Consider the following 21,950-nt stretch of genomic DNA (forward strand, 5'->3'; position numbering starts at 1 on the left):
GCCTCCCGTCGACGTCCGACCTCGTCGGCAAACCTCCCGACCAGCAATATCGTTGCCGCACCGCCCGACGGCACTCACCCCCCGATTATCGACCCGGATCCCCGCCCACGGCCAGAAACCGCCGATATCAATTTGTTATGGACCAGCCATCGGCGGCACTACCTGCCTCAATTGGGTGCGAAGAGTCGAGGCAGGGGGTTGCCGCGATGCCGATCAGCATCCGATGCCCCACCCGAGCACTGGACCGGCGCAGGACTCGAGCGGAGCAGGCACGGCCTCGATGACGAGGTGCTCGAACCGTTCGACACCAGAACCGACGCCACCGACCGTTCGACTACGCGGGTATGCCCTCCGCGCCGTCGGCCAGGTAGTCCGGACCACCGACATAGAAGGTACGGCCGGATTCGGTTGCGGCACTTGCGGCCTCGGCGACGATGGCGGCGAACTCCGCGATGGTGGGGAGTGCGCCGTGATCGCGGCGGGCCGAAACCGCATCGGGATTGCGGCGTTCGAGCAGGCGCACGATCATCGTGCCGTCGATCATGTCGCCGGACACCACATTCAGTCCGATCCCCCGCGCGGTCAGCTCGGGAACCATGGCGCGCAACGCGTCTTCGCCAGCCCGCTTACTCGCGGCGATCGGCTCGTAGTCCGCCGGAACAGGCTTGCGGCCGTGGAAGTGCGCTTGATGGCTGGTCACAAAGACGATCCGGCCGCCGGAGGGCAGATGCGGCGCGGCCTGGTGGACCAATCGAACCTGCGCGTCGCGGTTGAGCGCCATCGCATAGCCGGGACCGGCATTGCGCTCGAGTCCGCCGGATGCGTTGAGCACCAGCACATCCAGCCGCCCGAACTCCGCTACCACACCGGCGATCAGCGCGGCGGTCGACTCGGCATCCGCGATATCCGCGCCCGCGATCGATGCACTGCCACCGGCCGCGATGATCTCCCCGGCGATCGTCTCGGCGCGCTTGCGCTTCTCGCGGTAGTTGACGATCACGTGGTCACCGCCCGCTGCCAGCACCTTCGCCGTCTCGGCCCCGATCCCTCGCGAAGCACCGGTGATCAGCACAATCCGTCGTTCCGTCGAGTCGCCCACCGTTTCCCTTTCACCCATCAACCCACAGCAGTGCTTCTAATTTAGAATCACTATGGTAGTTCGAAATGAGAAGTGCAAGTGGAGCGAAACCGTCCAGGGGTCGAACCGACCCGGCGCACGGGCCGATATTGGCGACCATGGACCTGATCGGCCAACGCTGGATCCTGCGCGTCCTATGGGAACTCGAACCCGGCCGTCTGGGCTTCCTCGAACTGCGCCGCCGCATGGGCAACTGCTCATCGAGCATGCTCTCCACCCGCCTGCAACACCTCCAGTCCGCAGGCGTGATCATCAAAAGTCCGGACAAAACCTACGAACTGACCCCTGCCGGACAAGAACTCACCGAAGCCCTGCAACCACTCTGGAACTGGTCCGAACGCTGGCCCCCACCACCCTCCGACTAGCGGCACATCCCGCCGTCATCGGATCATGGGAGCTGGACACGACAGGTCTCCACTCTCGTGATGCTTCGCTTATTGTCGTCCAGATCCGCAGCCCCGTTCGGTAGCCGCATCTCGCGGGCGGTTCCGGCTGGTGGATACGACGAAGGCGGCCCCCGGAGCGAGCACATCCGGGAACCGCCTTCGGGGACAGCACTACTTCAGCCGAAGCTTGCCGAACAGACCTTCCTTCTCGTCCTCCGGCCCGGCGGTGAAGTACAGCGAGTCGGCGTCGCCGAGGCTTTCACCATTGCCGAACATCAGGGCCCACAGACCAGGGATCTCGACCGGCTTGCCCTTCTCATCGCGCAGGTAGTCGACGAACTTGCCGGTGGCGTCGTCATAGGCGAGCACATGGCCGAGGCCGCCGAAATTGCCGACGAGCAGCTTGCCGCTGATCGGACCGAAGTTCGCGGGAGCCACCGCGACACCCCACGGCGCGTTGAGGCGACCGCCGTCGTCGAGGATGCGGACCAGCTTGCCGTTGGCGTCGAACTCGGCGAGCTTGCCCTTGGCGGGCTTACCGTTGGCGTCCTTCTCCTGGTCCTTGTCGAGCGAATCCTCTTCGGCCTTGTCGAACTTCGTCGCGTCCTGTTCATCCGGCTTGGTGTCGGCGTAGGCGACGAAGACGCGGTTGCCGATGGTGGTCACATTGAACGGGGCCGGATCGCCGGGCTCGGCCTTCTTACCCTTTTCGGCTGCGGCCGGATCGATCTGGTCGCCGGTGGCGAACGGGTTGGCAAAGCCGACGGTCGGAATCAGCTGCCAGTCCTTGTCGAACGTGCGGATCTGCGGGTTCTCGCCGAAGTCGGCGGCGAGCAGCTTATCGGCGGACGGAGTCAGCGCGATGCCGAAGAACGCCATGCCCTGCGACTCGCCGTCGAAGACCAGATTCGCGGGACCGTCGTGCCGGATGATCGCGCCCTCCGGGCCGAGTTCGGTCCAGGCGGAGATCTTGCCGGAATCGGTGGCGAAGATGAATCGCGACGAACCGGTCAACAGCAGCGGGCCACCCTCGGCATCCACCGGTTGATCACGCACGACGAACAGGTCCGAGCTGATCGGCGCGCCGTTGAAGACGACACCGGTGGTCTTGCCGATGCTCTTATCCGAGGTATCGGCGTCCGCGCCCGGAATCGTGACGATCTTCAGCGGATCCTGGAACAGCTTCTGCACTTTGGGATCCGCCGACGCAGTGACATCACCGACGAACTGGAAGGACTTACCGCCCGCGCCCACCCAGAAGTGCCCGCCGGCACCCTTGGGGCGATCGGCCAGGCCCCAGGCATTCACCATGTCGGGGAAGGTGTACTGCGCCTTGTATTCGGCCTTGTTGGCGGCGAGGTTGGTCTGCGCGTAGTGATTGCCGTCCAGGGCGGGCACATCGTCGCTCGACGACTTCGAATCCGAGCATGCCGCGGCGACGACCAGGGCCGCACCGAGCACCGATACGCGCAGCAGACCATTGCGGGTCCGGGACCGCCACACCCCGTTCCGACGCAATTCACTCCAGCGTCCGTTCAACATCTTCGTCCTTTCCAGCCTTCGCTACCCTCATATGGCGATTAGGCGATGCTAACCTTAGCTTGGCGGAATTTCGACAGTATGGGAGCACCTCGGAATAGACAGGTTTAAGCTGTCGCCCGTGGTCGCCCCCCAGCCTTCCGTCGCACCCCATCCCGATATCGCTCCGCTCGCCGCGCTGCTCGGCACCTGGCGCGGCCCCGGGCACGGTGAATACCCGACCATCGAATCCTTCGACTATGTCGAGGAAATCAAATTCGGCCATCTCGGCCGACCGTTCCTCACCTACCGCCAGCGCACCCGCGCCGCCGACGGTAGCCGCCCCATGCACGCCGAAACCGGCTATCTGCGCTGCCCGCGCCCGGATCACGTCGAGCTGATCCTGGCGCATCCGACCGGCATCACCGAGATCTGCGAGGGCAGCCTCACCATCGCCGATGGTGTGCTGCAGATGGAGTTCGAATCGACCAGCATCGGCCGCAGCAGCACCGCGAAAGTGGTGACCGCTCTCGGCCGTTCGATCGTATTGACCGACGACACCATCGAATACACGCTGCGCATGGCCGCGGTCGGCGAACCACTCACCCACCACCTCGCCGCAACTCTCCACCGCGCCTGACCCACACACCGGGAGTCTCGCCGAGACCACAGGTGCGCGGCAACCAATTCGCAAAGCGGTATGCCAGATCAGTCGCGAATCGGGTCGGGGCGCCAGGGAATGTAGGGCCGCCCTTCGGCCTGGGCGGCGGCCTCGGCCGAGTGGAGCTGGTACGGCGTAATACCGCCCGATTCCCAGGCGCCGACCGAACCCGCCGCAATGGCCGCGGCCGCCTTCGGCGCCAAGCCGATCTCATTGCGCACCACCGCGATCGGACGGTCGGCCAGTGCGAACCAGTCCAGGTCCAGGAAGTCGTGGCTGCCGTGGGTCAGCGCGCCACGGCGCATGGCGTCCCCCAGGCGGGTCGCCATGCCAGCGGTGCTCAGATGTCCCTCATCGGCCTCGAACAACCCGGCGCCCGCATGCAGATAGCCGGTCTCGAACAGCGAAATCACCATGGCCAGCAGGCTGAACGCGCGCGGATCGTCATTGGCGCGCGCCATGAACGCGAACACCTCGATCTCGTTCTCCAGGGTGGTGCCGTATCCGGCGAGCACATGCACCCAATCGTGCTGGGCCAGCAGCGGCGGGGCCGAACCCGGCAGCCCCGGGGTGACGAAGCCGCGGTCGGCATAGAAATCCGAGACGCCGCGCCCGAGCGTGCCGACCGGCAGCTCGCGCAGGGTGGCCCAGCGCGCCGCCAAGGCCGGATCATCACTGACCTGTCCCCACGACGAATCCAGGCCCTCGGTGTGCAGCGCGGTCAACCGACTCGGATCCAATCCGCCGAGGTAACCGTTGCGGTCGAAGTCGACCGCGGCCAGTTCGATCGCGCCCTCGGCGTACTTCTGCGCCACCGCAATCATCTCGTCATCGACCTCGAGCGCATCGGCGAACTCCCGCAGTTCGGTCGCGACGGCCGGTGGTAGCGGCCGCACCACCAGTGCGGACAGCAGCATGGTCTGCACGATCCGCTCGCGGAAGATCCGGTTGCGCCGGGCCAGCCCGACCGCGAAGGTCTGGGCATCGATGGGCCGCAGCGTCTCCAGATCGACGCGATGGCCGGTCATCGACAGAAACAGCGACGGGATCAGCAACTGCTGCAATGGGGTCAATCCATCCGCACCACCCGCCGCGGCCACCACACCGCTCGCGAGCAGCGCGACTTCGGCCGCATCCGGCGCGGTCAGCAGTACATCGTCCATCCGGTCAACACTCCAGCAAGATCGCCAAGAACATCCACCGCCGCGGTGGACGATTCACAGTATCGAATCGAATTCCCCACGGCGACTACCCGTTTCGCCGAGGGCGTAGTCCGGATCGGTTCCACCACAATGCGCTACGAAATGCCAGAGCGGCCGGAGAACGGCAACCGCACCACGCGCCGACGTGGTCAGTAACCCGCGGGCAAGCCCGCGAGCATATCACGCGTTACCGCGACGGCGTGATCGGAGCTGCCGCCCTTGACGAGCAGGGTCGCGAAGGCGAGATCCCCGCGATAGCCCACGAACCAGGAATGCGATCCTCCGTCGACCTCGGCCTCCCCTGTCTTCCCGTACACCTCGCCCTGATCGGCAATGCGTTCGGCGGTACCCCCGGTGACCACCTTGCGCATCATCATGCGCAACCCGTCGACCACCTGCGTTTCGATGGCGGGACGATCGCCCTTGATCTCTGTGGTGCGACCGGCGATCAGATACGGCACCGGCGCGGAACCGCGCGCGACGGTCGCGGCGAGCACCGCCATCCCGAACGGACTCACCACCACCTTGCCCTGCCCGATGCCGTCCTCGGTGCGCTGGATCAGATCATCGGCCGGCGGCACCGAACCCGATTCGGTCGGCAGGCCAGGGACGATATATCCCTGTCCCACACCGAATTTCGCGGCTGTATCGTGCAGGGCGTCGCCCGGCAGTTGACTGGCCAGCTTCGCGAACGCGGTATTGCAGGACCGCTCGTAGGCGGTGGCCATCGGCACATCACCGAGCTGGAAGAGGTTGTAGTTCGGAATTGTCCGCTCCCCGATGACAATTCGGCTCGGGCACGGCAAAACCGTTTCCGGCGTCGCCTTCCCGGCCGACATCGCGGCAGCCGCGGTTACCGTTTTGAATACCGAGCCCGGCGGATACTGGCCGATGGTCGCCACCGGACCGGCACGATCGGCCGCCTTGTTCTGTGCGACAGCGAGAATCGCGCCGGTCGAGGGCCGCAGCACCACCATCATGGTCTGCTCCTCGCGGGCGCCGACGGCGCGCTGCGCGGAGTACTGCACATTGCGGTCGACGCTGAGCGAAAACGACGGTGCGGGTTGCGAGGGCACTTCGGTGAGCACGTCGGTGTCGGCGCCATTGGCATTCATGGTGACAACGCTCCAGCCCGCCTTGCCGTCCACCTCGGCGATCACCGTTTTGCGCACCTGCGCGAGCAGATCGGGCGCGAAATCGCGGTCGGTGGGGACCAGATCCCACTGCTGGGTCAGCGTTACCCCGGGCAAACCGATGAGATCGGTACTGACCTGGCCGAATTCGCTCTCGCTCAAGAGCGCGACGGTGTAGGCGCCCTTGGCGCCGTATGCCGCGCTGAGGATCGCCTCGGGGGTGAGCCGGTCGTCGAAGCGGTTCAGCGCCGCCGCCAATGCGGTCGCGGTGAACCCCGGATCCGGTCCGGAGGCCACGGTGAACGCGACCCGGGATACCTTGCCCGGCACCAGCACATCGCTGCCGGACTGTTCGTTCACCCTGGCGCGCGGGGCCGGGTTGGCACGCAATGCCATGGTCTGGGTGTCGCCGAGTTTGGGGTGGATATCGGAGGAGGTCCAACGCACCATCCAGCGGCCATCGCTGCGCCCCATCTGTAATTGACCGGTGTACTTCCAGATCCGGTCCTTGGGCAGCCGCCACTGGTAGGTGTAGTCGACGGTCGCGGTATCGCCGGTGACCCTGGCCGCGCCGGTATGCGCGGTCAGTTGTTCGGCCTGCAGTTCGTCCCACGCGGAACGCAATGCGGCGGTTGCCTTCTCGGGCTGACTGGTCAGCTCGGCTGCGGCCTCGACAGCACGGTTCGCGAAGGCGGCCAAAAAGGCATCGGCCGCCGGCACCGGTCCCTGCGGGCTGGCCGAACAACCGGTTCCCGCCACCGCGAGCGCTACGACGGCCAGCGTGAGAAACATGCGTGTCGACATCGGCACCGATCGTATAGCCAACCGCGGGCAAACGGCTGTGGCACACCGATGTTCGCCACGCCGTATTCAGTCGAGCAGAACGGTGGCGAAGGTGGCGATCTGCCGGAATCCGACGCGGCTGTAGGCTCGGCGGGCGATCTTGTTGTAGTCGTTCACGTACAGGCTGGCGGTGCGTCCCGAGGCCACCACCGCATTGGCGACAGCGGCCGTCCCCCGCGTGCCGAGTCCGGCGCCGCGACGTTCGGGATGCACCCAGACGCCCTGGATCTGCCCGGTGCGCCGCGACAGCGATCCGACCTCGGCCTTGTACACCACTTCGCCATCCTCGAAACGCGCCCAGGCGCGGCCGGATTCGATCAGGCTCTGGATCCGGCGACGGTAGCCACGGCCGCCGTCGCCCGCGCGCGGATCGACGCCGACCTCCTCGATGAACATGTCGATCGCCGCATTGAGATAGCGCTCCAATTCGTCCCGCCGGACCCGGCGGACCTGTGCATCGGCGGTGGCCAGTGCGGGTTGTCCGAGGGCGAGCAGCGGCTGCGCACCGCGCAGTTCCCGTGCCGGTCCCCAATGCGCGGACAACATCTCCCACAGCGGCAGCGTCAACTCCTGGCGTCCGACCACCGACGAGCACACCCGTGGCCAGCGGACCGCCCGCGTCGCGAACGCGCGCAGCGCATCCTCATTGCCACGCAACGGCACCAGATTCGCACCGGAGAAGCACAGCGATTCCGATGGTCCGCCGCGGCTCCACAGCTCGCCGTATCCCGCGCCGGTATCCAACCCGAATTCCTGCAACCGTGCCGCCACCATGCACGAGGCGACCGGATCGCTATCGAGGACTCGAAGCACCTGCGCCAGATCCCGGTTTGCGAGCTGACGCGCGGGGGCATCCTTGGCCCGTCGCGTCGGCTCCAACAGACTCCGCACATCGACAGCCTGCCATGAATCAACTCGAAGTGGTACGTCGATCCCGAGAAGCGGTACGCCGATCCCCAAAAGCGAACACGCCGCGCCGCAGCAGCGGCTAGTTGGACACCGTGACGACGGGTTCGCCCGCACCCACTTGCTCGCCCATCTCCTCGGCGATGCGCATCGCCTCTTCGATCAGGGTCTCCACGATCTGCGCCTCCGGCACGGTCTTGATGACCTGCCCCTTGACGAAGATCTGGCCCTTGCCATTGCCTGATGCGACACCGAGGTCGGCCTCCCGCGCCTCGCCCGGCCCGTTCACCACACAGCCCATGACGGCCACCCGCAGCGGAACCTCCATGCCCTCCAGCCCCGCGGACACCTCATTGGCCAGGGTGTACACATCGACCTGGGCCCGGCCGCAGGACGGACAGGAAACGATCTCGAGCTTGCGCGGCCGCAGGTTCAGCGACTGCAGGATCTGCCCGCCGACCTTGACCTCCTCGGCGGGCGGCGCGGACAGCGACACCCGAATCGTGTCGCCGATGCCCTCCGACAGCAGCGCACCGAACGCGACGGCGGATTTGATCGTGCCCTGGAACGCCGGACCGGCCTCGGTCACACCCAGGTGCAGCGGGTAGTCGGACTGGGCCGCCAGCTGGCGGTAGGCCTCGACCATGACCACCGGGTCGTTGTGCTTGACCGAGATCTTGATATCGCCGAAGCCGTGCTCCTCGAACAGGCTCGCCTCCCACAGCGCCGATTCGACCAGCGCCTCGGGGGTCGCCTTGCCGTACTTCTCCAGCATCCGCTTATCCAGCGAACCGGCGTTCACGCCGATGCGGATCGGGATGCCCGCCGCGCCAGCGGCCTTGGCCACCTCGCCGACGCGACCGTCGAATTCCTTGATATTGCCGGGGTTCACCCGCACCGCGGCGCAGCCCGCGTCGATCGCGGCGAAGATATAGCGCGGCTGAAAATGGATATCCGCGATGACCGGGATCTGGCTCTTGCGCGCAATGGTCGCCAGTGCGTCGGCGTCCTCCTGGCGCGGGCAGGCGACGCGCACGATATCGCAGCCCGAGGCCGTCAGCTCGGCGATCTGCTGCAGGGTCGCGTTGACATCGTGGGTCTTGGTGGTGGTCATCGACTGCACCGAAATCGGGTGATCGCTGCCGACGCCGACATTGCCGACCATCAACTGGCGGGTCTTGCGTCGAGGCGAGAGAACGGCCGCTGGTGCGGTCGGCATCCCCAATCCGATTGTGCTGGTCACTTTCGGCTGCCTACTTTCGTGCTTTCGTGCGTTCCGTTTGGGCCGTTCGCCTACCGAGCTTAGCCGCGTGGCGCGACCGCTCTTCTGTGACGGCCATGACACGGGCCATGACAGACGACTGTCCCGCGGTGCCAGCAATCCAGCGTTCGCGGGTGCTATCACGGCAGGACCACGACAGATCAGCGCGTCAGCGGAACAACTGAATGGGATTCACGATGTCGGCGACCAGCGTCAGCACCATATACGCACCGCCGATCACCACTGCGACGTAGGTCACTGGAAGCAGTTTCAGATAGTCGACCGGCCCGGCGGGTGCCAGCCCCTTCCAGCCACGGACGGTATTGCGGATCTTCTCGTAGAGCACCACCGCGATATGCCCGCCGTCCAGTGGCAGCAGCGGCACCAGGTTGAATGCGCCGAGGAAGAAGTTCAGGCTGGCCAGCACCAGGATGAATACGCCCCACAGACCGCGCTCCGCGGTCTCGCCGCCGATCTTGCTGGCGCCGTAGACGCTGACCGGCGTCTCCGGATCGCGCTCGCCGCCGGTCACCGCGGTCCACAGCGCGGAGACCTTCTGCGGCAGCTGGGCCAGCGATTGCACGGTGCGCACGAACATCTGCCCGGTGTATGCGCCCGCCGCCGGAATCGCGGCCAGCGCGTTGTACTGCAGGGGTTCGTAGTACTCCGAGCCGACGCCGACCGCGCTGACCTCGCGGGGGCCGTCCTCGAGAGAGCGTATGACGCGTTCCGGGGTGACCTCGATGGTTCTGGTCTGTCCGTCCCGTTCGATGGTGTAGCTGAACGGACCGGTCTGCTTCTGGGTTTCGGCGGTGAACTGCTGCCAGGTGGTGACCTTCACGCCGTTGACGGCTTTGACCACGTCACCGCGCTGCATACCCGCCCGCTGCGCCGGTCCGGTGCCCGTGCAGTCGGCCAGCGACTTGTCCGGGTTCTGCTGGGCGACACATTTCATCGCGCCGATGGTGGTGGCGGGCGGCTGATCGAAGCGCGGCAGCCCCCAGCCGACGGCGAGTACGACCAGCAGAATGAAGCCGAGCAGGAAATTCATCGCGATCCCGCCGAACATCACCACCAGCCGCTTCCAGGTGGCCTGCCGGTACATTGCGCGGTCGAGATCCTCGGGCTCGAGTTCGTCCAGCGCCGTCATGCCCGCGATATCGCAGAAGCCGCCGAGCGGGAGGGCCTTGAGGCCGTATTCGGTTTCACCGCGCCGGAAGGAGAACACCTTGGGACCGAAGCCGATGAAGTACCGCCGCACCTTCATGCCGGTGGCCTGGGCGGCCCACATATGCCCGCATTCGTGCAGCGCGATCGAAATCGTGATGCCGAGGGCGAACAGTACGAACCCCAACGCGAACACCATTTGCTGTACAGCCCTCCTGCGTTGCGCAGCTCGCCTCAAATGAAGTGCGGCCGCCCGCAGCGGCCGCGACTACCCGCGGACGCGCATCCATTCCCGCGCCGCGAGCACCCCGACCACAGTAACCGGACACCGAGCACCACTCACTGCCAAGTCTGCCAGGCCAGCATCCGACGGCGCGTCCGATCGCATCGAAGGTCGTTCGGTGCGGACGGCAGATCACCGATCGACGAGCGCACGGGCGTAGTCGCGTGCCCAGGTGTCGGCCGCCAGCACGTCCCGCAGTGTCTCGGGTTCAGCGCGCCACTGATCGGCCGCCTCGATGGCGCGTGCGACGGTGCGCACGATATCCGGGAAACGGATGTGGCCGTCCAGAAAGGCTTGTACCGCAATCTCATTGGCCGCGTTGTAGACCGCGGTGACGCTGCCGCCCGCGGTTCCGGCCTGTCTGGCCAGGTCGATGGCCGGGAAAACGGCATTGTCGACCGGCTCGAATTCCCAGGTCGACGCGGTACTGAAATCGCAGGCGGCAGCCGCGCCCGGCACCCGATCGGGCCAGCCGAGTGCCAGTGCGATCGGCAGCTTCATATCGGGCGGACTGGCCTGGGCCAGGGTGGAGCCGTCGGTGAAGGTGACCATGGAGTGCACGATCGACTGCGGGTGCACGGTGACGTCGATGCGGTCGTAGGGCACGCCGAACAGCAGGTGGGTCTCGATCAGTTCGAGCCCCTTGTTCACCAGCGATGCCGAATTCAGGGTATTCATCAGCCCCATCGACCAGGTCGGATGCGCCTTCGCCTCGGCCGGATTCACCGATTCCAGCATTTCGCTGGTCCAGCCGCGGAACGGGCCACCCGACGCCGTCAGCACCAGCCGATCCACCTCCTCGGCCCGGCCGCCGCGCAGGCATTGGGCGAGCGCGGAATGTTCGGAATCGACCGGCACGATCTGGCCGGGTGCGGCAGCACGGGTCACCAAGGAGCCGCCCGCTACCAGGGATTCCTTATTCGCCAGTGCCAGCCGGGTGCCCGCTTGCAGGGTTGCCAGGGTCGGCTCGAGGCCCAGCGAACCGACCAATGCGTTGAGTACGACATCCGCCTCGGTGCGGCGCACCAGTTCGGTGACCGCGCCGGGGCCGCTCAGTGACAGCTCGAGTCGCGTTCCGGCGGCGGGATCGGCGACCGCGACATTGCTGGTCCCGGTGGCGGCCATCTGCGCCGCGAGCAACTCGGTGTTGCCGCCGCGCGCGGCCAGGCCGACCACCTCGAATTTATCGGGATTGGCGGCAATCACCTCGAGCGCCTGGGTACCGATGGAACCGGTGCTGCCGAGCAGAAGGACTCTCACAATGTCGGACACGGCCCCATTGTCGCAGCGGGGCCAGCGACGCGCCCGAAGGCGGTAGCCCGCGTAACCATGTAGGGCGCCGCTCGCCGATCGAACACAGCCCTGCTGGCTACGACGAGCGGTCGTATGCCACGATAATCGGCAGCAACACCCATACCGAGCTAAGGAGCGATCGTGGCCGCCACGGAACTCGAACCCACTAGTGACCGTGCAATCGTCACCCACGTGGACACCGCCGAGGTTCCGTCCGCCGCATGGGGTTGGAGCGGGGAATCGCGCCGCACCTTCCGCGTCGCGGGCTGGATCGTCTGCTTCATCCTGCTGGCCATGACGATCGGCAACCACAAGGGCAAGATCGAAGATATCTTCCTCGTCGGCTTCGCCGCCCTGACCGCGGGCATCATGATCCGCGACTCGATCCTGCGTCGCAAGCCTCGGTAGTGCACACCGAAAGGTTTTGACTCGGTTAGGGATTCGCCCGCCTAACGCCCTCGTCGCTTGGCGGGCTTCTTCTTGGCACCAGGGTTCTTGACGAACCCCTTGGCTGCGCCGCCGCGCGCGCCCGCCGAGCGTTTGGCTCCGGTCTTCTTCGGCGGCTCGGCCTTCTTATGCTGGGTCGCGGCGCGCGAGCTGCGCTCGGATCGGCCGCGCACGATTCCGACGAACTCTTCGACCAGGTCGGTGGTCTGCGCGCTCGGCCAGGCCAGGGCGATCTCGGTATCCGGAACACCCATCATGGTGCGATAGACGAGGTCGCGGCGGGCGTGCAGACGGGCGATGGAATGCGGGACGATGGCGACGCCGACACCGGCCGCCACCAACTCGATGGTGCCCGCGATGGCATCGATATCGCTGGCGTCCTGAATCCGTTCGCCCTCCAGATCACCCATGCCGACCTGCTCGAACAGCGATAGCGTGTGGTCCTTGGGCAGCACGACAACGGGGAGTTCGCGATACAGCGGAATCGCGCTCAGACCAGCGCGATCGATCGGCAGGCGGACGAAGCAGGCGTCGACCCGACCCTCGCGCAGCGCCGCGAGCTGCTCGGCCATCGGGATCGGAACGACCTCCAGCACGGCACCGGGAAACCGCTCACCCCAGATCCGCGTCCACTTGGAGACCGTAACGCCCGGCACGAAGCCGACGCGCAGCACGACCTCCTCTCGGACAACCGGCTCGGGCTCTTCGGCTCGCGCGATGATGTCCTTGGCATCGCGCAGCAGTTGCTGTCCCGCCTCGGTCAGCTGAGTCGGCTGTGCCCCGGGCACAAACAGTTTGGTCCCGAGCTCCTGCTCCAGATCGATCACCGTATGGCTCAACCGCTGCCGGGAAATGTGCAGCGATTTCGCCGCGCGCGCGAAATGCAGTTCCTCGGCGACCGCGACAAACCAGCGCAGGCGGGTCACGTCGATGGACTCGGGGTTCATTCGTATGAGGGTATTGCCCTCGGGGCCGGGGACTCGCATCCGGCCGCGCCCATTAGGCTGTACCGGTGAGCCCGGATAAGAAACCGCAGACCATGAAGCCGCTCACCGCGGCGAACAAGCTCGGCATCTACCTTCCGGCGACGCCCGAGGAATTCCGCAATTCCCCGATCTCCCGCGCCGAACTCGAAGAACTGCGCACCAATCCTCCGGCCTGGTTGAGCGAACTCCGCAAAACCGGCCCCTTCCCCCGCGATATCGTGGCCCGCAAACTCGGCGTTTCCAATACCGGCCTGGCCCGCGCCGAGGTCTCCGATGCGATGAACGCCGAGGAAATCGCCGCCCTCCTCGCCGACCCGCCGGAGTGGCTGATCCGCGAACGCGAAAACTACGCGGCGGTGCTGAAGGAAGACGAGCGCATCAAAACCCAGCAGGCCGAACGACGCGCTGCCTCCAACCGCCCGGCCAAGAACCGCGGCTGAACTGGCGGTTTTTCAGCCGCATCCCTTCTCGCCACCCGTTGTGAATACACGAGGAGTGCCGATCCTGAGACAGCGTGCGAATTCGCAAGCAGCACATAGCGATCCGCTGTGGACCAAGCGATGGCCACTTGTCGGCTCGGCACTCGTTCGGGAAATCCATGGACCCGACGAGGGGTGCGGCTGCATCGTAGTCGCACCCCACAGGCGTCTGTTGCCAAAGCCGGTGGAAGTGCTTACGTCGCACCGGATTTCGTGGTGACCAGTTGACAGGTCCCGTCGGTGCAGGAGCGCTGCAACCGCCCCCGCGACAGGGTCTGGATCAGTCCGATCGTCCAGCAGGTCGGGCAGCCGCGCAGTGCGACCAGGCCGACCGGAAGCAGCACCAGGCTGATGGGGCCGAGCGCCGGTATCAATGCGACCGAACCGATCACGGCGCCGAATCCGACCGCGCCACGGACCAAATGGCGCGAGACCGACGCACTGGCGAACTCATGCCCGCCCGTCGCCCGATCACCGCTCATCAGGGAATCGCTAGGCGATGCTGTCCTCATTACCACCCTCCAAATGCTGGTGCACCGCCGAACGCGCCCGGTGCAACCGCGACTTCATCGCCGCGGTACTCAGTCCGAGCAGATCCGCGACCATTCGACCGCTATATCCCTGCACATCTCGCATGATCAGCACCCGCCGCTGATCCCCGGGCAGCGCCGCGATCGCCGCGGCCACCCGCTCGGCCTCCCAGCGATTGATCGCCTCCTCTTCCGCCGAGGCGATGGCCGAATCCGGAATCGGTTCCGCCCGTCGCACGCGCAACCGCAGTTGGCGCAGACATTCGTTGCGCACGATCCGAAACATCCACGACGCCAATGCCCCCGACGCCCGCAATGTCCCGATCTTGCGATAGAGAATGATCAACGCCTCCTGCGCCGCATCCTCGGCATCCTCCGGCGACGCGCACAGCGAATAGGCGAATCGCCGCACATGCGGATGCGATCCGGACACCAGCGTGGTGAGCGATTCGATATCGCCCTCGCGTGCCGCGGCGACGAGATGTTCGTCGGGCCAGCACACCTCAGCCACGGGACCGACTCCACCGACGCAGCACGGTGATACTGCATGCACAAATCAGCAGCAGTCCAACAACAATCGCGGCAATGATCACGACAAACCTCCCGTTCTCGTGCCGACCGTATTGCCGACACAAGTATGAGAGGAACGAACCGGCGAAAAGGATTCACCGCTGGCGAACCCTTGGTGAGGATCGCGTCGACCACTGGTCCGGCGGCGACAACACCTTCGAACTCCTCGACGCCACCGCACGCCGCCTCGGCGACAAGCTCTACCTACGCGGGAAATCCGAATGCACCCCACCGACGCCCGCAACTCGGCCCGCATTGCCGATCAACACAATTTCGCCACCGCAACCGACCGATCCGTCCGCGACCTTACGACCGGCCCGCGCGCTCGCGACATGATGCACTTCGGTCGAACTCGGGTCCTCATCCAAGTTGCTGTCGTGCCTAGCCTTCGGCGGCCAACTGCCCGCAGGCCGCGGCGATCTCCTGACCGCGGGTGTCGCGCACGGTGCACGGGACGCCTTGGGCGTTGACGCGTCGAACGAATTCGGCCTCAACGGGTTTCGGGCTGGCATCCCATTTGCTGCCCGGGGTCGGGTTCAGCGGGATCACGTTGACGTGTACGCGCGAGCCGAGGGCCTTGTGCAGTTTCTGGCCGAGCATGTCCGCGCGCCATGGCTGATCGTTGATATCGCGGATCAGGGCGTACTCGATCGAGACCCGGCGGCCGGTCTTATCGGCGTAGTAGCGGGCCGCGTCGAGCACCTCGGCGACCGGCCAGCGGTTGTTCACCGGGACCAGGGTGTCGCGCAATTCGTCGTCGGGCGTATGCAGCGACACCGCCAGGGTGACCGAGAGGTCTTCATCGGCCAGTTTGCGGATGGCCGGGGCCAAGCCGACCGTCGAGACGACCACATTGCGCTGGGAGACGCCGAAACCGTCGGGCGCGGGCGAGGTGATGCGCCGGACGGCGGCGACCACCCGCTTGTAGTTGGCCAGCGGCTCGCCCATACCCATGAAAACGATGTTGGACAGGCGGCCGGGGCCACCAGCGACCTCGCCATCACGCATGGCGGCGGCCGCGGCGCGGACCTGGTCGACGATCTCGGCGGTGGACAGATTGCGGTTGAGGCCGCCCTGACCGGTGGCACAGAACGGACAGGCCATACCGCAGCCCGCCTGGCTGGAAATGCAGAGCGTGGCGCGGTCCGGATAGCGCATCAGCACGCTCTCCAGCAGGGTGCCGTCGCCCGCGCGCCACAGGGTCTTTCGCGTCTCGCCGCCGTCACAGGCGACGTGTTTGACCACCGACATCAGCGGCGGGAACAGCGCCTCGCCGATCTTGTCGCGCACTGCGGCGGGCAGGTCGGTCATCTGCTCCGGATCGGCCTGTAGGCGTCCGTAGTACTGGCGCGCGATCTGGTCGGCGCGGAACTTCGGCAGACCGAGCTCCTCGACCACGGCCTTGCGCCCGTCGGCATCGAGGTCGGCGAGATGCCGCGGTGGCATACCACGGCGTGGAGCATCGAAGACGAGGGGCAGGGAGACGGTCATAGTCTCTCCAGTGTCCCATCCCGCACGTCGGCTTCCGACCGAAGGTGAGCATCACGACGCCGGACGCGACGAAGGTCACGTTCGATCGAGCGGCATCGGCACTCGCGAGCGGCCATGACCCGCTGTCACGATATGCCGATCACCGGCAATGAAATGCGTGCACCGACCATAGCGATCGGCAATGATCGGACTATGACCAGCCACGTCGAGTCGCCGGAGCCGGAACGCACCGGCGATGTCGCACCCTCGTCGCCGACCGGCCACGAGACCGTCGAGCCGACCGAGCGCAAGAGCGTCGAGCCGACCGGCCGCAAGACGGTGGCGAAGACCCGGACCGGCCAAACCTGGGTCGGTCTGATCGTCGCGGCGCTGATCGGGATCGTGGTGCTGATCTTCATCCTGCAGAACCTGGAGGAACAGCGCGTGGATCTGTTCTTCTGGGACTTCTCCCTGCCGGTCGGAATCATGGTCCTGCTGTCGGTGATCGCGGGTGCACTCGTCATGGCGCTGGTGGGCGGCGTGCGCATCTTCCAACTCCGCCGCGCCGCGAAGCGCTAGTACCGCGCCGCAATCACCGAGCACCCCGAGGGTGCGCACAGATCCGCGGAACGTACCGACCGATCAATGATGCGGAAAGCAATGTCTGCGATGTCCACACAACCGGCCATTGTCCAAGCCGAGTGATGGGCCGAATCGGTTCACTCAGATCAACGTGGACAGCACCAACCAGGACACGAATGCCGAGGGCAGCATCGAATCGAGACGGTCCATAATGCCGCCGTGTCCGGGCAGCAATGTGCCCATATCCTTGATGCCCAATTCCCGCTTGACCTGCGATTCGATCAGATCGCCGACCGTCGCCACCAGCACCAGGCCGACGCCGAGCACCACGCCGATCATCGAATTCGCGTCGAGCAGCAGGGTGACCGTCAGCAGACCGCCGATAACGCTGAACACCAGCGAACCGCAGAAACCCTCCCAGGACTTCTTCGGGCTGATCGCGGGCACCATCGGATGGCGCCCGAACAGCACACCGGCGACATAACCGCCGACATCGGAGCAGACCACCAGAATCATGAAGGTCAGCACCCGCAGATTGCCGTCGGGTTCCAGTAGCAGCAGGGTCGCGAACGATGCCAGCAGCGGAATCCAGGCCAGTGTGAAGATGGCGATCGCGGTGTCGCGCAGGAAATTTCGCGGCGCGGTCTGCAGTCCGTGATCGAACAGCCGCCACACCATGCAGATCAGCGTGGTCGCCGCGAATGCGCCCGCCACGCCGCTGGCGCCCCAGGGCCAGCCGAGCCAGAACACCGCCTGTCCGCCCACGATGAGCGGAATCCGCGGTACCAGGACATCCGCCTCCCGCAGCCGCTTGGCGACCTCCCAGGTGGCCACGCCGACCCCGGTGGCCGCCACCCCGATGAACACCTTCGGCACGAACAGCAGAATTGCGATGAGCGACAAACCGAGGCCGAAGCCGACGGCCAGCGCGGCAGGCAGATTGCGACCGGCACGCGAGGCGGGGGGCGAAGGTTCCGCCGGGTTCTCGTGCGGGGTCCCGGCGCTCACCGATTCATCGATCGATGATGCGGGCGTCGCGGATTCAGCACGCACATACCCGGAGGTCGCGGGTGCACCGAACGCCGGTTCAGAATGTGCGGCGTCCGGAATCGCGGCATCGACCGCGTGCCCGTCCATCGCATCAGCTGTGCCGTTGACCCGTCTCGGCTCCTCGGCCGCACCGGTCTCGGCGGCGTTCTCGGCCACGATTGTCCCGTCGCTCAACTCGTCGTTCCGTTCGTCCCCCGCCCGAGCGGGTCCTCGGTGTCTGATCGGCGGCATTCGCGGTGCCCTTCGTGGTTAGGCAAGCTACCGCCTCCGGGCCCGTCGCTCATGCCGCGGTCCGGCCTCAGACCTCGAGCAGTTCGGCTTCCTTGTGCTTGACCAGTTCATCGACCTGGCCGACATATTTGGCGGTGGTCTTGTCGAGCTCCTTTTCGGCGCGCCCGACCTCGTCCTCACCCGCCTCGCCATCCTTCTGGATCCGCGACAGTTCGTCCATGGCCTTGCGGCGGACATTGCGAATCGAGACCTTGGCATCCTCGCCCTTGCCCTTGGCCTGCTTCGCCAGTTCGCGGCGCCGCTCCTCGGTGAGCTGCGGGACGGAGATCCGAATGATGTCACCGTTGTTGGTGGGATTGACACCGAGATCGGAATTGCGGATCGCGGTTTCGATCGCGCCGAGGGTCGATTGCTCATACGGCTTGATCACCACCATCCGCGGTTCCGGCACGGTAATGCTCGACACCTGGGTGATCGGGGTCGGCGAACCGTAGTAGTCGATGACGATCCGTTGGAACATTCCCGGATTCGCGCGACCGGTACGGATGGACCCCAGATCGTCCTTCGCTACCGAGACGGCCTTCTCCATCTTCTCCTCGGCGTCGAAGAGCGCTTCTTCAATCACGACCGTTTCCTCCACAGCGTCGTCATCGTCATGATCCGCGGGCGCGGGGTCAGGACCGAACCAATGTGCCGATCTTCTCACCGGCGACCGCACGGGCGATATTGCCCTTCGTCAACAAATTGAACACCAGGATCGGCATCTGGTTGTCCATACACAGGCTGAAGGCCGTCGCGTCGGCGACCTTCAAGTCACGCTCGATGACCTCTTTATGCGTGATTTCGGTGTACATGGTGGCACTCGCGTCGACCCGGGGATCCGCGGTGAACACCCCGTCGACCGCCTTGGCCATCAGCACCACATCGGCACCGATCTCCAGCGCGCGCTGGGCGGCGGTGGTGTCGGTGGAGAAGTAGGGCATGCCCATGCCCGCACCGAAGATGACCACACGGCCCTTCTCCAGATGCCGCTTGGCGCGCAGCGGCAGATACGGCTCGGCCACCTGCCCCATGGTGATCGCGGTCTGTACCCGGGTGTCGATGCCCTGCTGTTGCAGAAAGTCTTGCAGCGCAAGGCTGTTCATCACGGTGCCGAGCATGCCCATGTAGTCCGAGCGGGCACGTTCCATACCGCGCTCCTCGAGTTCTGCGCCGCGGAAGAAGTTGCCACCGCCGATCACCACGGCCACCTGCACTCCGCTGGAGACCACCTCGGCGATCTGCTCGGCGACCGTCTGCACCACATCGGGATCGAGCCCGACCTTGCCACCGCCGAACATCTCTCCGCCGAGTTTGAGAAGCACCCGGCGATATCCTGGGCGTTCGGTCCCGAGGTTCGTCATGGGTGTTCGTCTCCTTCTGCGGTGGATTCGGTCTCGGCAGGGCCGGATGGCAGCGCGGAGGCTCTCGGATACCAAGACCCTCACTTACAGAGCGCCCTTATCCTGCCCTATTCGGTTTCGGAGTGGGTAGAAGACCCCCCTCGGACGCAACGAACTCGCCCGGTCAGGCTCGGGAATTGCCGATGAACGCGCAGCGTCCGGACAGCCGAAACCCCTCGTACACCGTATCTGGGTACGAGGGGTTCGCGGACGTTATCAGGCCTGGCCGACCTCGAAGCGGGCGAAGCGGGTCACGGTGACACCGGCCTCGTCCAGCAGGGCCTTGACGGTCTTCTTCGAGTCGGTGACCGACGCCTGCTCCAGCAGGACGACGTCCTTGAAGAAGCCGTTGACGCGACCCTCGGTGATCTTGGGCAGCGCAGCCTCGGGCTTGCCCTCTTCCTTGGCGGTCTGCTCGGCGATGCGGCGCTCGTTCTCCACCACATCGGCCGGGACCTCGTCGCGGGTCAGGTACTTGGCCTTGAGCGCGGCGACCTGCATGCCGACGGCACGTGCGGCCTCGGCGGCGGCGTCACCCTCGCCCTGGTACTCGACCAGCACGCCGACGGCGGGCGGCAGGTCGGTGGCACGCTTGTGCAGGTAGACGGCGACCGGGCCGTCGAAGGCGACGACGCGACGCAGCTCGAGCTTCTCGCCGATCTTGGCGGCCAGCGCCTGCAGCGCCTCCTCGACGGTCTGGCCGTCGAGCTTCAGCGCCTTCAGCGTGTCCAGGTCGGCGGGCTTGGCGGCGGCGGCGGCGGTCACGATCTTGTCGGCGAGGCCCTGGAACTCTTCGTTCTTGGCGACGAAGTCGGTCTCGGAGTTGATCTCGATCAGCACGCCGTCCTTGGCGACGACCAGGCCCTCGGCGGTCGCGCGCTCGGCGCGCTTGCCGACGTCCTTGGCGCCCTTGATGCGCAGCACCTCGACGGCCTTGTCGAAATCACCGTCGGTCTCGACCAGCGCGTTCTTGCAGTCCATCATCCCGGAGCCGGTGAGCTCCCGCAGCCGCTTCACATCCGCGGCGGTGTAAGTCGCCATGGGTGGCGATCCTCCTGTGTGTTGTCTCGGGTGGTAACACCACCTTGCCGACCGCTCCTACCAGGAGAGGTCGGCAAGGTGAACAAACGCTCCGCGGCGGAGGGAGCCTGGGTAACCAGACTGCCCGCCACCATCGGACACTGCGACGATCAGGCGTCGGCCGGGGTGGCGGGAGCCTCGGCGTCGGCCGCCTCGGTCTCGGTCTCGGCCGCGGCGGGGGCGGGGGCGGGGGCGGCCTGCGCAAGCAGCTCCTGCTCCCACTCGGCGAGCGGCTCGCCCGCGCCGGCTTCCGGCTTTTCGTCACCGGCGGAAAGACCGGCCCGCGCCTGCACGCCCTCGGCCACCGCAGAGGCGACGACCTTGGTCAGCAGAGCGGCGGAACGGATCGCGTCGTCGTTGCCCGGGATCGGGTAGTCGACCAGGTCGGGATCGCAGTTGGTGTCCAGGATCGCGATGACCGGGATGTTCAGCTTGCGCGCCTCGCCGACGGCGATGTGCTCCTTGTTGGTGTCGACGACCCAGATGGCCGAGGGCACCTTGGCCATATCGCGGATACCGCCGAGGGTGCGCTCGAGCTTGTTCATCTCACGCGTGAGCATGAGGATTTCCTTCTTGGTGCGACCCTCGAAGCCACCGGTCTGCTCCATCGCCTCGAGCTCCTTGAGGCGCTGCAGACGCTTGTGCACGGTGGAGAAGTTGGTGAGCATGCCACCCAGCCAGCGCTGGTTGACGTAGGGCATTCCGACGCGAGTCGCCTCGGCCGCGATCGACTCCTGGGCCTGCTTCTTGGTGCCGACGAAGAGGACGGTGCCACCGTGGGCGACGGTCTCCTTGACGAACTCGTAGGCCTTGTCGATGTAGGTCAGCGTCTGCTGCAGGTCGATGATGTAGATGCCGTTGCGGTCGGTGAAGATGAACCGCTTCATCTTCGGGTTCCAGCGCCGGGTCTGGTGTCCGAAGTGTGCGCCGCTGTCGAGCAGCTGCTTCATGGTTACGACAGCCATGGCTCTCGTATCTCTCTTTCGTTTGCCGGTTGACGCGGTGAATCGGTGATCCACCGCCCTGGCGCCTCCGAACCATCGGACCCGATCACGAGGATCAGGACCAGCCGATGATTCCCTGCTCCGCATGCGCACTGCCGATTACGAAGTCGAGCTCCGTTCGAACAGCGCCGCTACGAACAAGCACGGGGTGGCGCGCGAAGTCGATCCGTGCAGGCACAGACCGCTCGACCAGTCTACGGTCTCAGCGGGTCAGTTCCTAAATCGCCCTGTCATCGACGTAAACGGGCGATGTTCACAAACGGGAAAGTTGTCCACACTCGCCGGATC

22 protein-coding genes are annotated in these 21,950 nt (G+C 66.0%); 5 read left to right on the plus strand and 17 right to left on the minus strand.

Annotated features, from left to right (window positions below; translation table 11 throughout):
* Positions 1-334: 334 nt before the first annotated feature.
* The gene (locus ABZW16_RS17835; protein WP_354956996.1) at positions 335-1,117 is read right to left on the minus strand and encodes an SDR family oxidoreductase; all 783 of its coding nucleotides are present in this window, start codon (positions 1,115-1,117) and stop codon (positions 335-337) included.
* A 119-nt stretch (positions 1,118-1,236) separates the two neighbouring features.
* Here ABZW16_RS17835 and ABZW16_RS17840 point away from each other — a divergent pair, with 119 nt between their 5' ends.
* Positions 1,237-1,503 carry a helix-turn-helix domain-containing protein gene (locus tag ABZW16_RS17840; protein ID WP_354956997.1) on the plus strand — a complete coding sequence of 89 codons (267 nt, stop codon included), beginning with the start codon at positions 1,237-1,239 and terminating at the stop codon, positions 1,501-1,503.
* A gap of 192 nt (positions 1,504-1,695) precedes the next feature.
* Here ABZW16_RS17840 and ABZW16_RS17845 read toward each other — a convergent pair whose 3' ends face one another.
* Positions 1,696-3,066, minus strand: a complete 1,371-nt coding sequence (locus ABZW16_RS17845) for a TIGR03118 family protein (protein WP_354956998.1) — start codon at positions 3,064-3,066, stop codon at positions 1,696-1,698.
* 109 nt (positions 3,067-3,175) lie between these two features.
* Here ABZW16_RS17845 and ABZW16_RS17850 point away from each other — a divergent pair, with 109 nt between their 5' ends.
* Positions 3,176-3,682, plus strand: a complete 507-nt coding sequence (locus ABZW16_RS17850) for a peroxynitrite isomerase (protein ID WP_354957037.1) — start codon at positions 3,176-3,178, stop codon at positions 3,680-3,682.
* A 68-nt stretch (positions 3,683-3,750) separates the two neighbouring features.
* Here ABZW16_RS17850 and ABZW16_RS17855 read toward each other — a convergent pair whose 3' ends face one another.
* From ABZW16_RS17855 to dxr, 6 genes are all read right to left on the minus strand, one after another.
* On the minus strand, positions 3,751-4,866 hold the full coding sequence (locus ABZW16_RS17855; RefSeq protein ID WP_354956999.1) for a hypothetical protein: 1,116 nt from the start codon (positions 4,864-4,866) through the stop codon (positions 3,751-3,753).
* A 188-nt stretch (positions 4,867-5,054) separates the two neighbouring features.
* Complete coding sequence (locus ABZW16_RS17860) at positions 5,055-6,842, minus strand: penicillin-binding transpeptidase domain-containing protein (RefSeq protein ID WP_354957000.1); 1,788 nt, start codon at positions 6,840-6,842, stop codon at positions 5,055-5,057.
* Between the two features lie 66 nt (positions 6,843-6,908).
* On the minus strand, positions 6,909-7,772 hold the full coding sequence (locus ABZW16_RS17865; RefSeq protein ID WP_354957001.1) for a GNAT family N-acetyltransferase: 864 nt from the start codon (positions 7,770-7,772) through the stop codon (positions 6,909-6,911).
* 97 nt (positions 7,773-7,869) lie between these two features.
* Complete coding sequence (ispG, locus tag ABZW16_RS17870) at positions 7,870-9,030, minus strand: flavodoxin-dependent (E)-4-hydroxy-3-methylbut-2-enyl-diphosphate synthase (protein WP_354957002.1); 1,161 nt, start codon at positions 9,028-9,030, stop codon at positions 7,870-7,872.
* Between the two features lie 187 nt (positions 9,031-9,217).
* Complete coding sequence (locus ABZW16_RS17875) at positions 9,218-10,414, minus strand: site-2 protease family protein (protein WP_354957003.1); 1,197 nt, start codon at positions 10,412-10,414, stop codon at positions 9,218-9,220.
* Between the two features lie 216 nt (positions 10,415-10,630).
* Positions 10,631-11,770 (minus strand): 1-deoxy-D-xylulose-5-phosphate reductoisomerase, encoded by a 1,140-nt coding sequence (gene dxr / locus ABZW16_RS17880; protein WP_354957004.1) that lies wholly within the window; start codon positions 11,768-11,770, stop codon positions 10,631-10,633.
* A gap of 162 nt (positions 11,771-11,932) precedes the next feature.
* Here dxr and ABZW16_RS17885 point away from each other — a divergent pair, with 162 nt between their 5' ends.
* Positions 11,933-12,199, plus strand: a complete 267-nt coding sequence (locus tag ABZW16_RS17885) for a DUF2631 domain-containing protein (protein WP_354957005.1) — start codon at positions 11,933-11,935, stop codon at positions 12,197-12,199.
* A 41-nt stretch (positions 12,200-12,240) separates the two neighbouring features.
* Here the strand turns inward: ABZW16_RS17885 and ABZW16_RS17890 are convergent, their stop codons facing one another.
* On the minus strand, positions 12,241-13,185 hold the full coding sequence (locus ABZW16_RS17890) for a LysR substrate-binding domain-containing protein (protein WP_354957006.1): 945 nt from the start codon (positions 13,183-13,185) through the stop codon (positions 12,241-12,243).
* A 65-nt stretch (positions 13,186-13,250) separates the two neighbouring features.
* Here ABZW16_RS17890 and ABZW16_RS17895 point away from each other — a divergent pair, with 65 nt between their 5' ends.
* Positions 13,251-13,664, plus strand: coding sequence for a DUF5997 family protein (locus ABZW16_RS17895; protein ID WP_354957007.1), 414 nt, complete (start codon positions 13,251-13,253; stop codon positions 13,662-13,664).
* A gap of 233 nt (positions 13,665-13,897) precedes the next feature.
* Here the strand turns inward: ABZW16_RS17895 and ABZW16_RS17900 are convergent, their stop codons facing one another.
* The 3 genes from ABZW16_RS17900 to rlmN form a co-directional block, all read right to left on the minus strand.
* The gene (locus ABZW16_RS17900) at positions 13,898-14,185 is read right to left on the minus strand and encodes a hypothetical protein (RefSeq protein WP_354957008.1); all 288 of its coding nucleotides are present in this window, start codon (positions 14,183-14,185) and stop codon (positions 13,898-13,900) included.
* Between the two features lie 10 nt (positions 14,186-14,195).
* Entirely contained in the window at positions 14,196-14,744 is a 549-nt protein-coding gene (locus tag ABZW16_RS17905) for an RNA polymerase sigma factor (RefSeq protein WP_354957009.1), read from the minus strand.
* Positions 14,745-15,184: 440 nt separating this feature from the next.
* Positions 15,185-16,294: a 23S rRNA (adenine(2503)-C(2))-methyltransferase RlmN gene (rlmN, locus tag ABZW16_RS17910; protein WP_354957010.1), complete on the minus strand. Its 1,110-nt coding sequence runs from the start codon at positions 16,292-16,294 to the stop codon at positions 15,185-15,187.
* A gap of 192 nt (positions 16,295-16,486) precedes the next feature.
* Between rlmN and ABZW16_RS17915 the strand changes: the two genes are divergently transcribed.
* A complete protein-coding gene (locus ABZW16_RS17915; protein ID WP_354957011.1) occupies positions 16,487-16,852 on the plus strand; it encodes a lipopolysaccharide assembly protein LapA domain-containing protein in 366 nt (121 codons plus the stop codon).
* A gap of 144 nt (positions 16,853-16,996) precedes the next feature.
* On the opposite strand, the gene ABZW16_RS17920 is transcribed toward ABZW16_RS17915, so the two are convergent.
* The 5 genes from ABZW16_RS17920 to rpsB all read right to left on the minus strand — a co-directional run bounded on the left by ABZW16_RS17920 (position 16,997) and on the right by rpsB (position 21,623).
* Positions 16,997-18,079, minus strand: coding sequence for a phosphatidate cytidylyltransferase (locus ABZW16_RS17920; protein ID WP_354957012.1), 1,083 nt, complete (start codon positions 18,077-18,079; stop codon positions 16,997-16,999).
* A 124-nt stretch (positions 18,080-18,203) separates the two neighbouring features.
* Positions 18,204-18,761 carry a ribosome recycling factor gene (gene frr, locus ABZW16_RS17925; protein WP_040693344.1) on the minus strand — a complete coding sequence of 186 codons (558 nt, stop codon included), beginning with the start codon at positions 18,759-18,761 and terminating at the stop codon, positions 18,204-18,206.
* Positions 18,762-18,810: 49 nt separating this feature from the next.
* Entirely contained in the window at positions 18,811-19,539 is a 729-nt protein-coding gene (gene pyrH / locus ABZW16_RS17930) for a UMP kinase (RefSeq protein ID WP_354957013.1), read from the minus strand.
* 255 nt (positions 19,540-19,794) lie between these two features.
* On the minus strand, positions 19,795-20,619 hold the full coding sequence (tsf, locus tag ABZW16_RS17935) for a translation elongation factor Ts (RefSeq protein WP_354957014.1): 825 nt from the start codon (positions 20,617-20,619) through the stop codon (positions 19,795-19,797).
* 149 nt (positions 20,620-20,768) lie between these two features.
* Positions 20,769-21,623: a 30S ribosomal protein S2 gene (rpsB, locus tag ABZW16_RS17940; protein ID WP_354957015.1), complete on the minus strand. Its 855-nt coding sequence runs from the start codon at positions 21,621-21,623 to the stop codon at positions 20,769-20,771.
* Between the last annotated feature and the right edge of the window lie 327 nt (positions 21,624-21,950).

This window comes from Nocardia sp. NPDC004604 (assembly GCF_040609795.1).
GTDB lineage: Bacteria > Actinomycetota > Actinomycetes > Mycobacteriales > Mycobacteriaceae > Nocardia.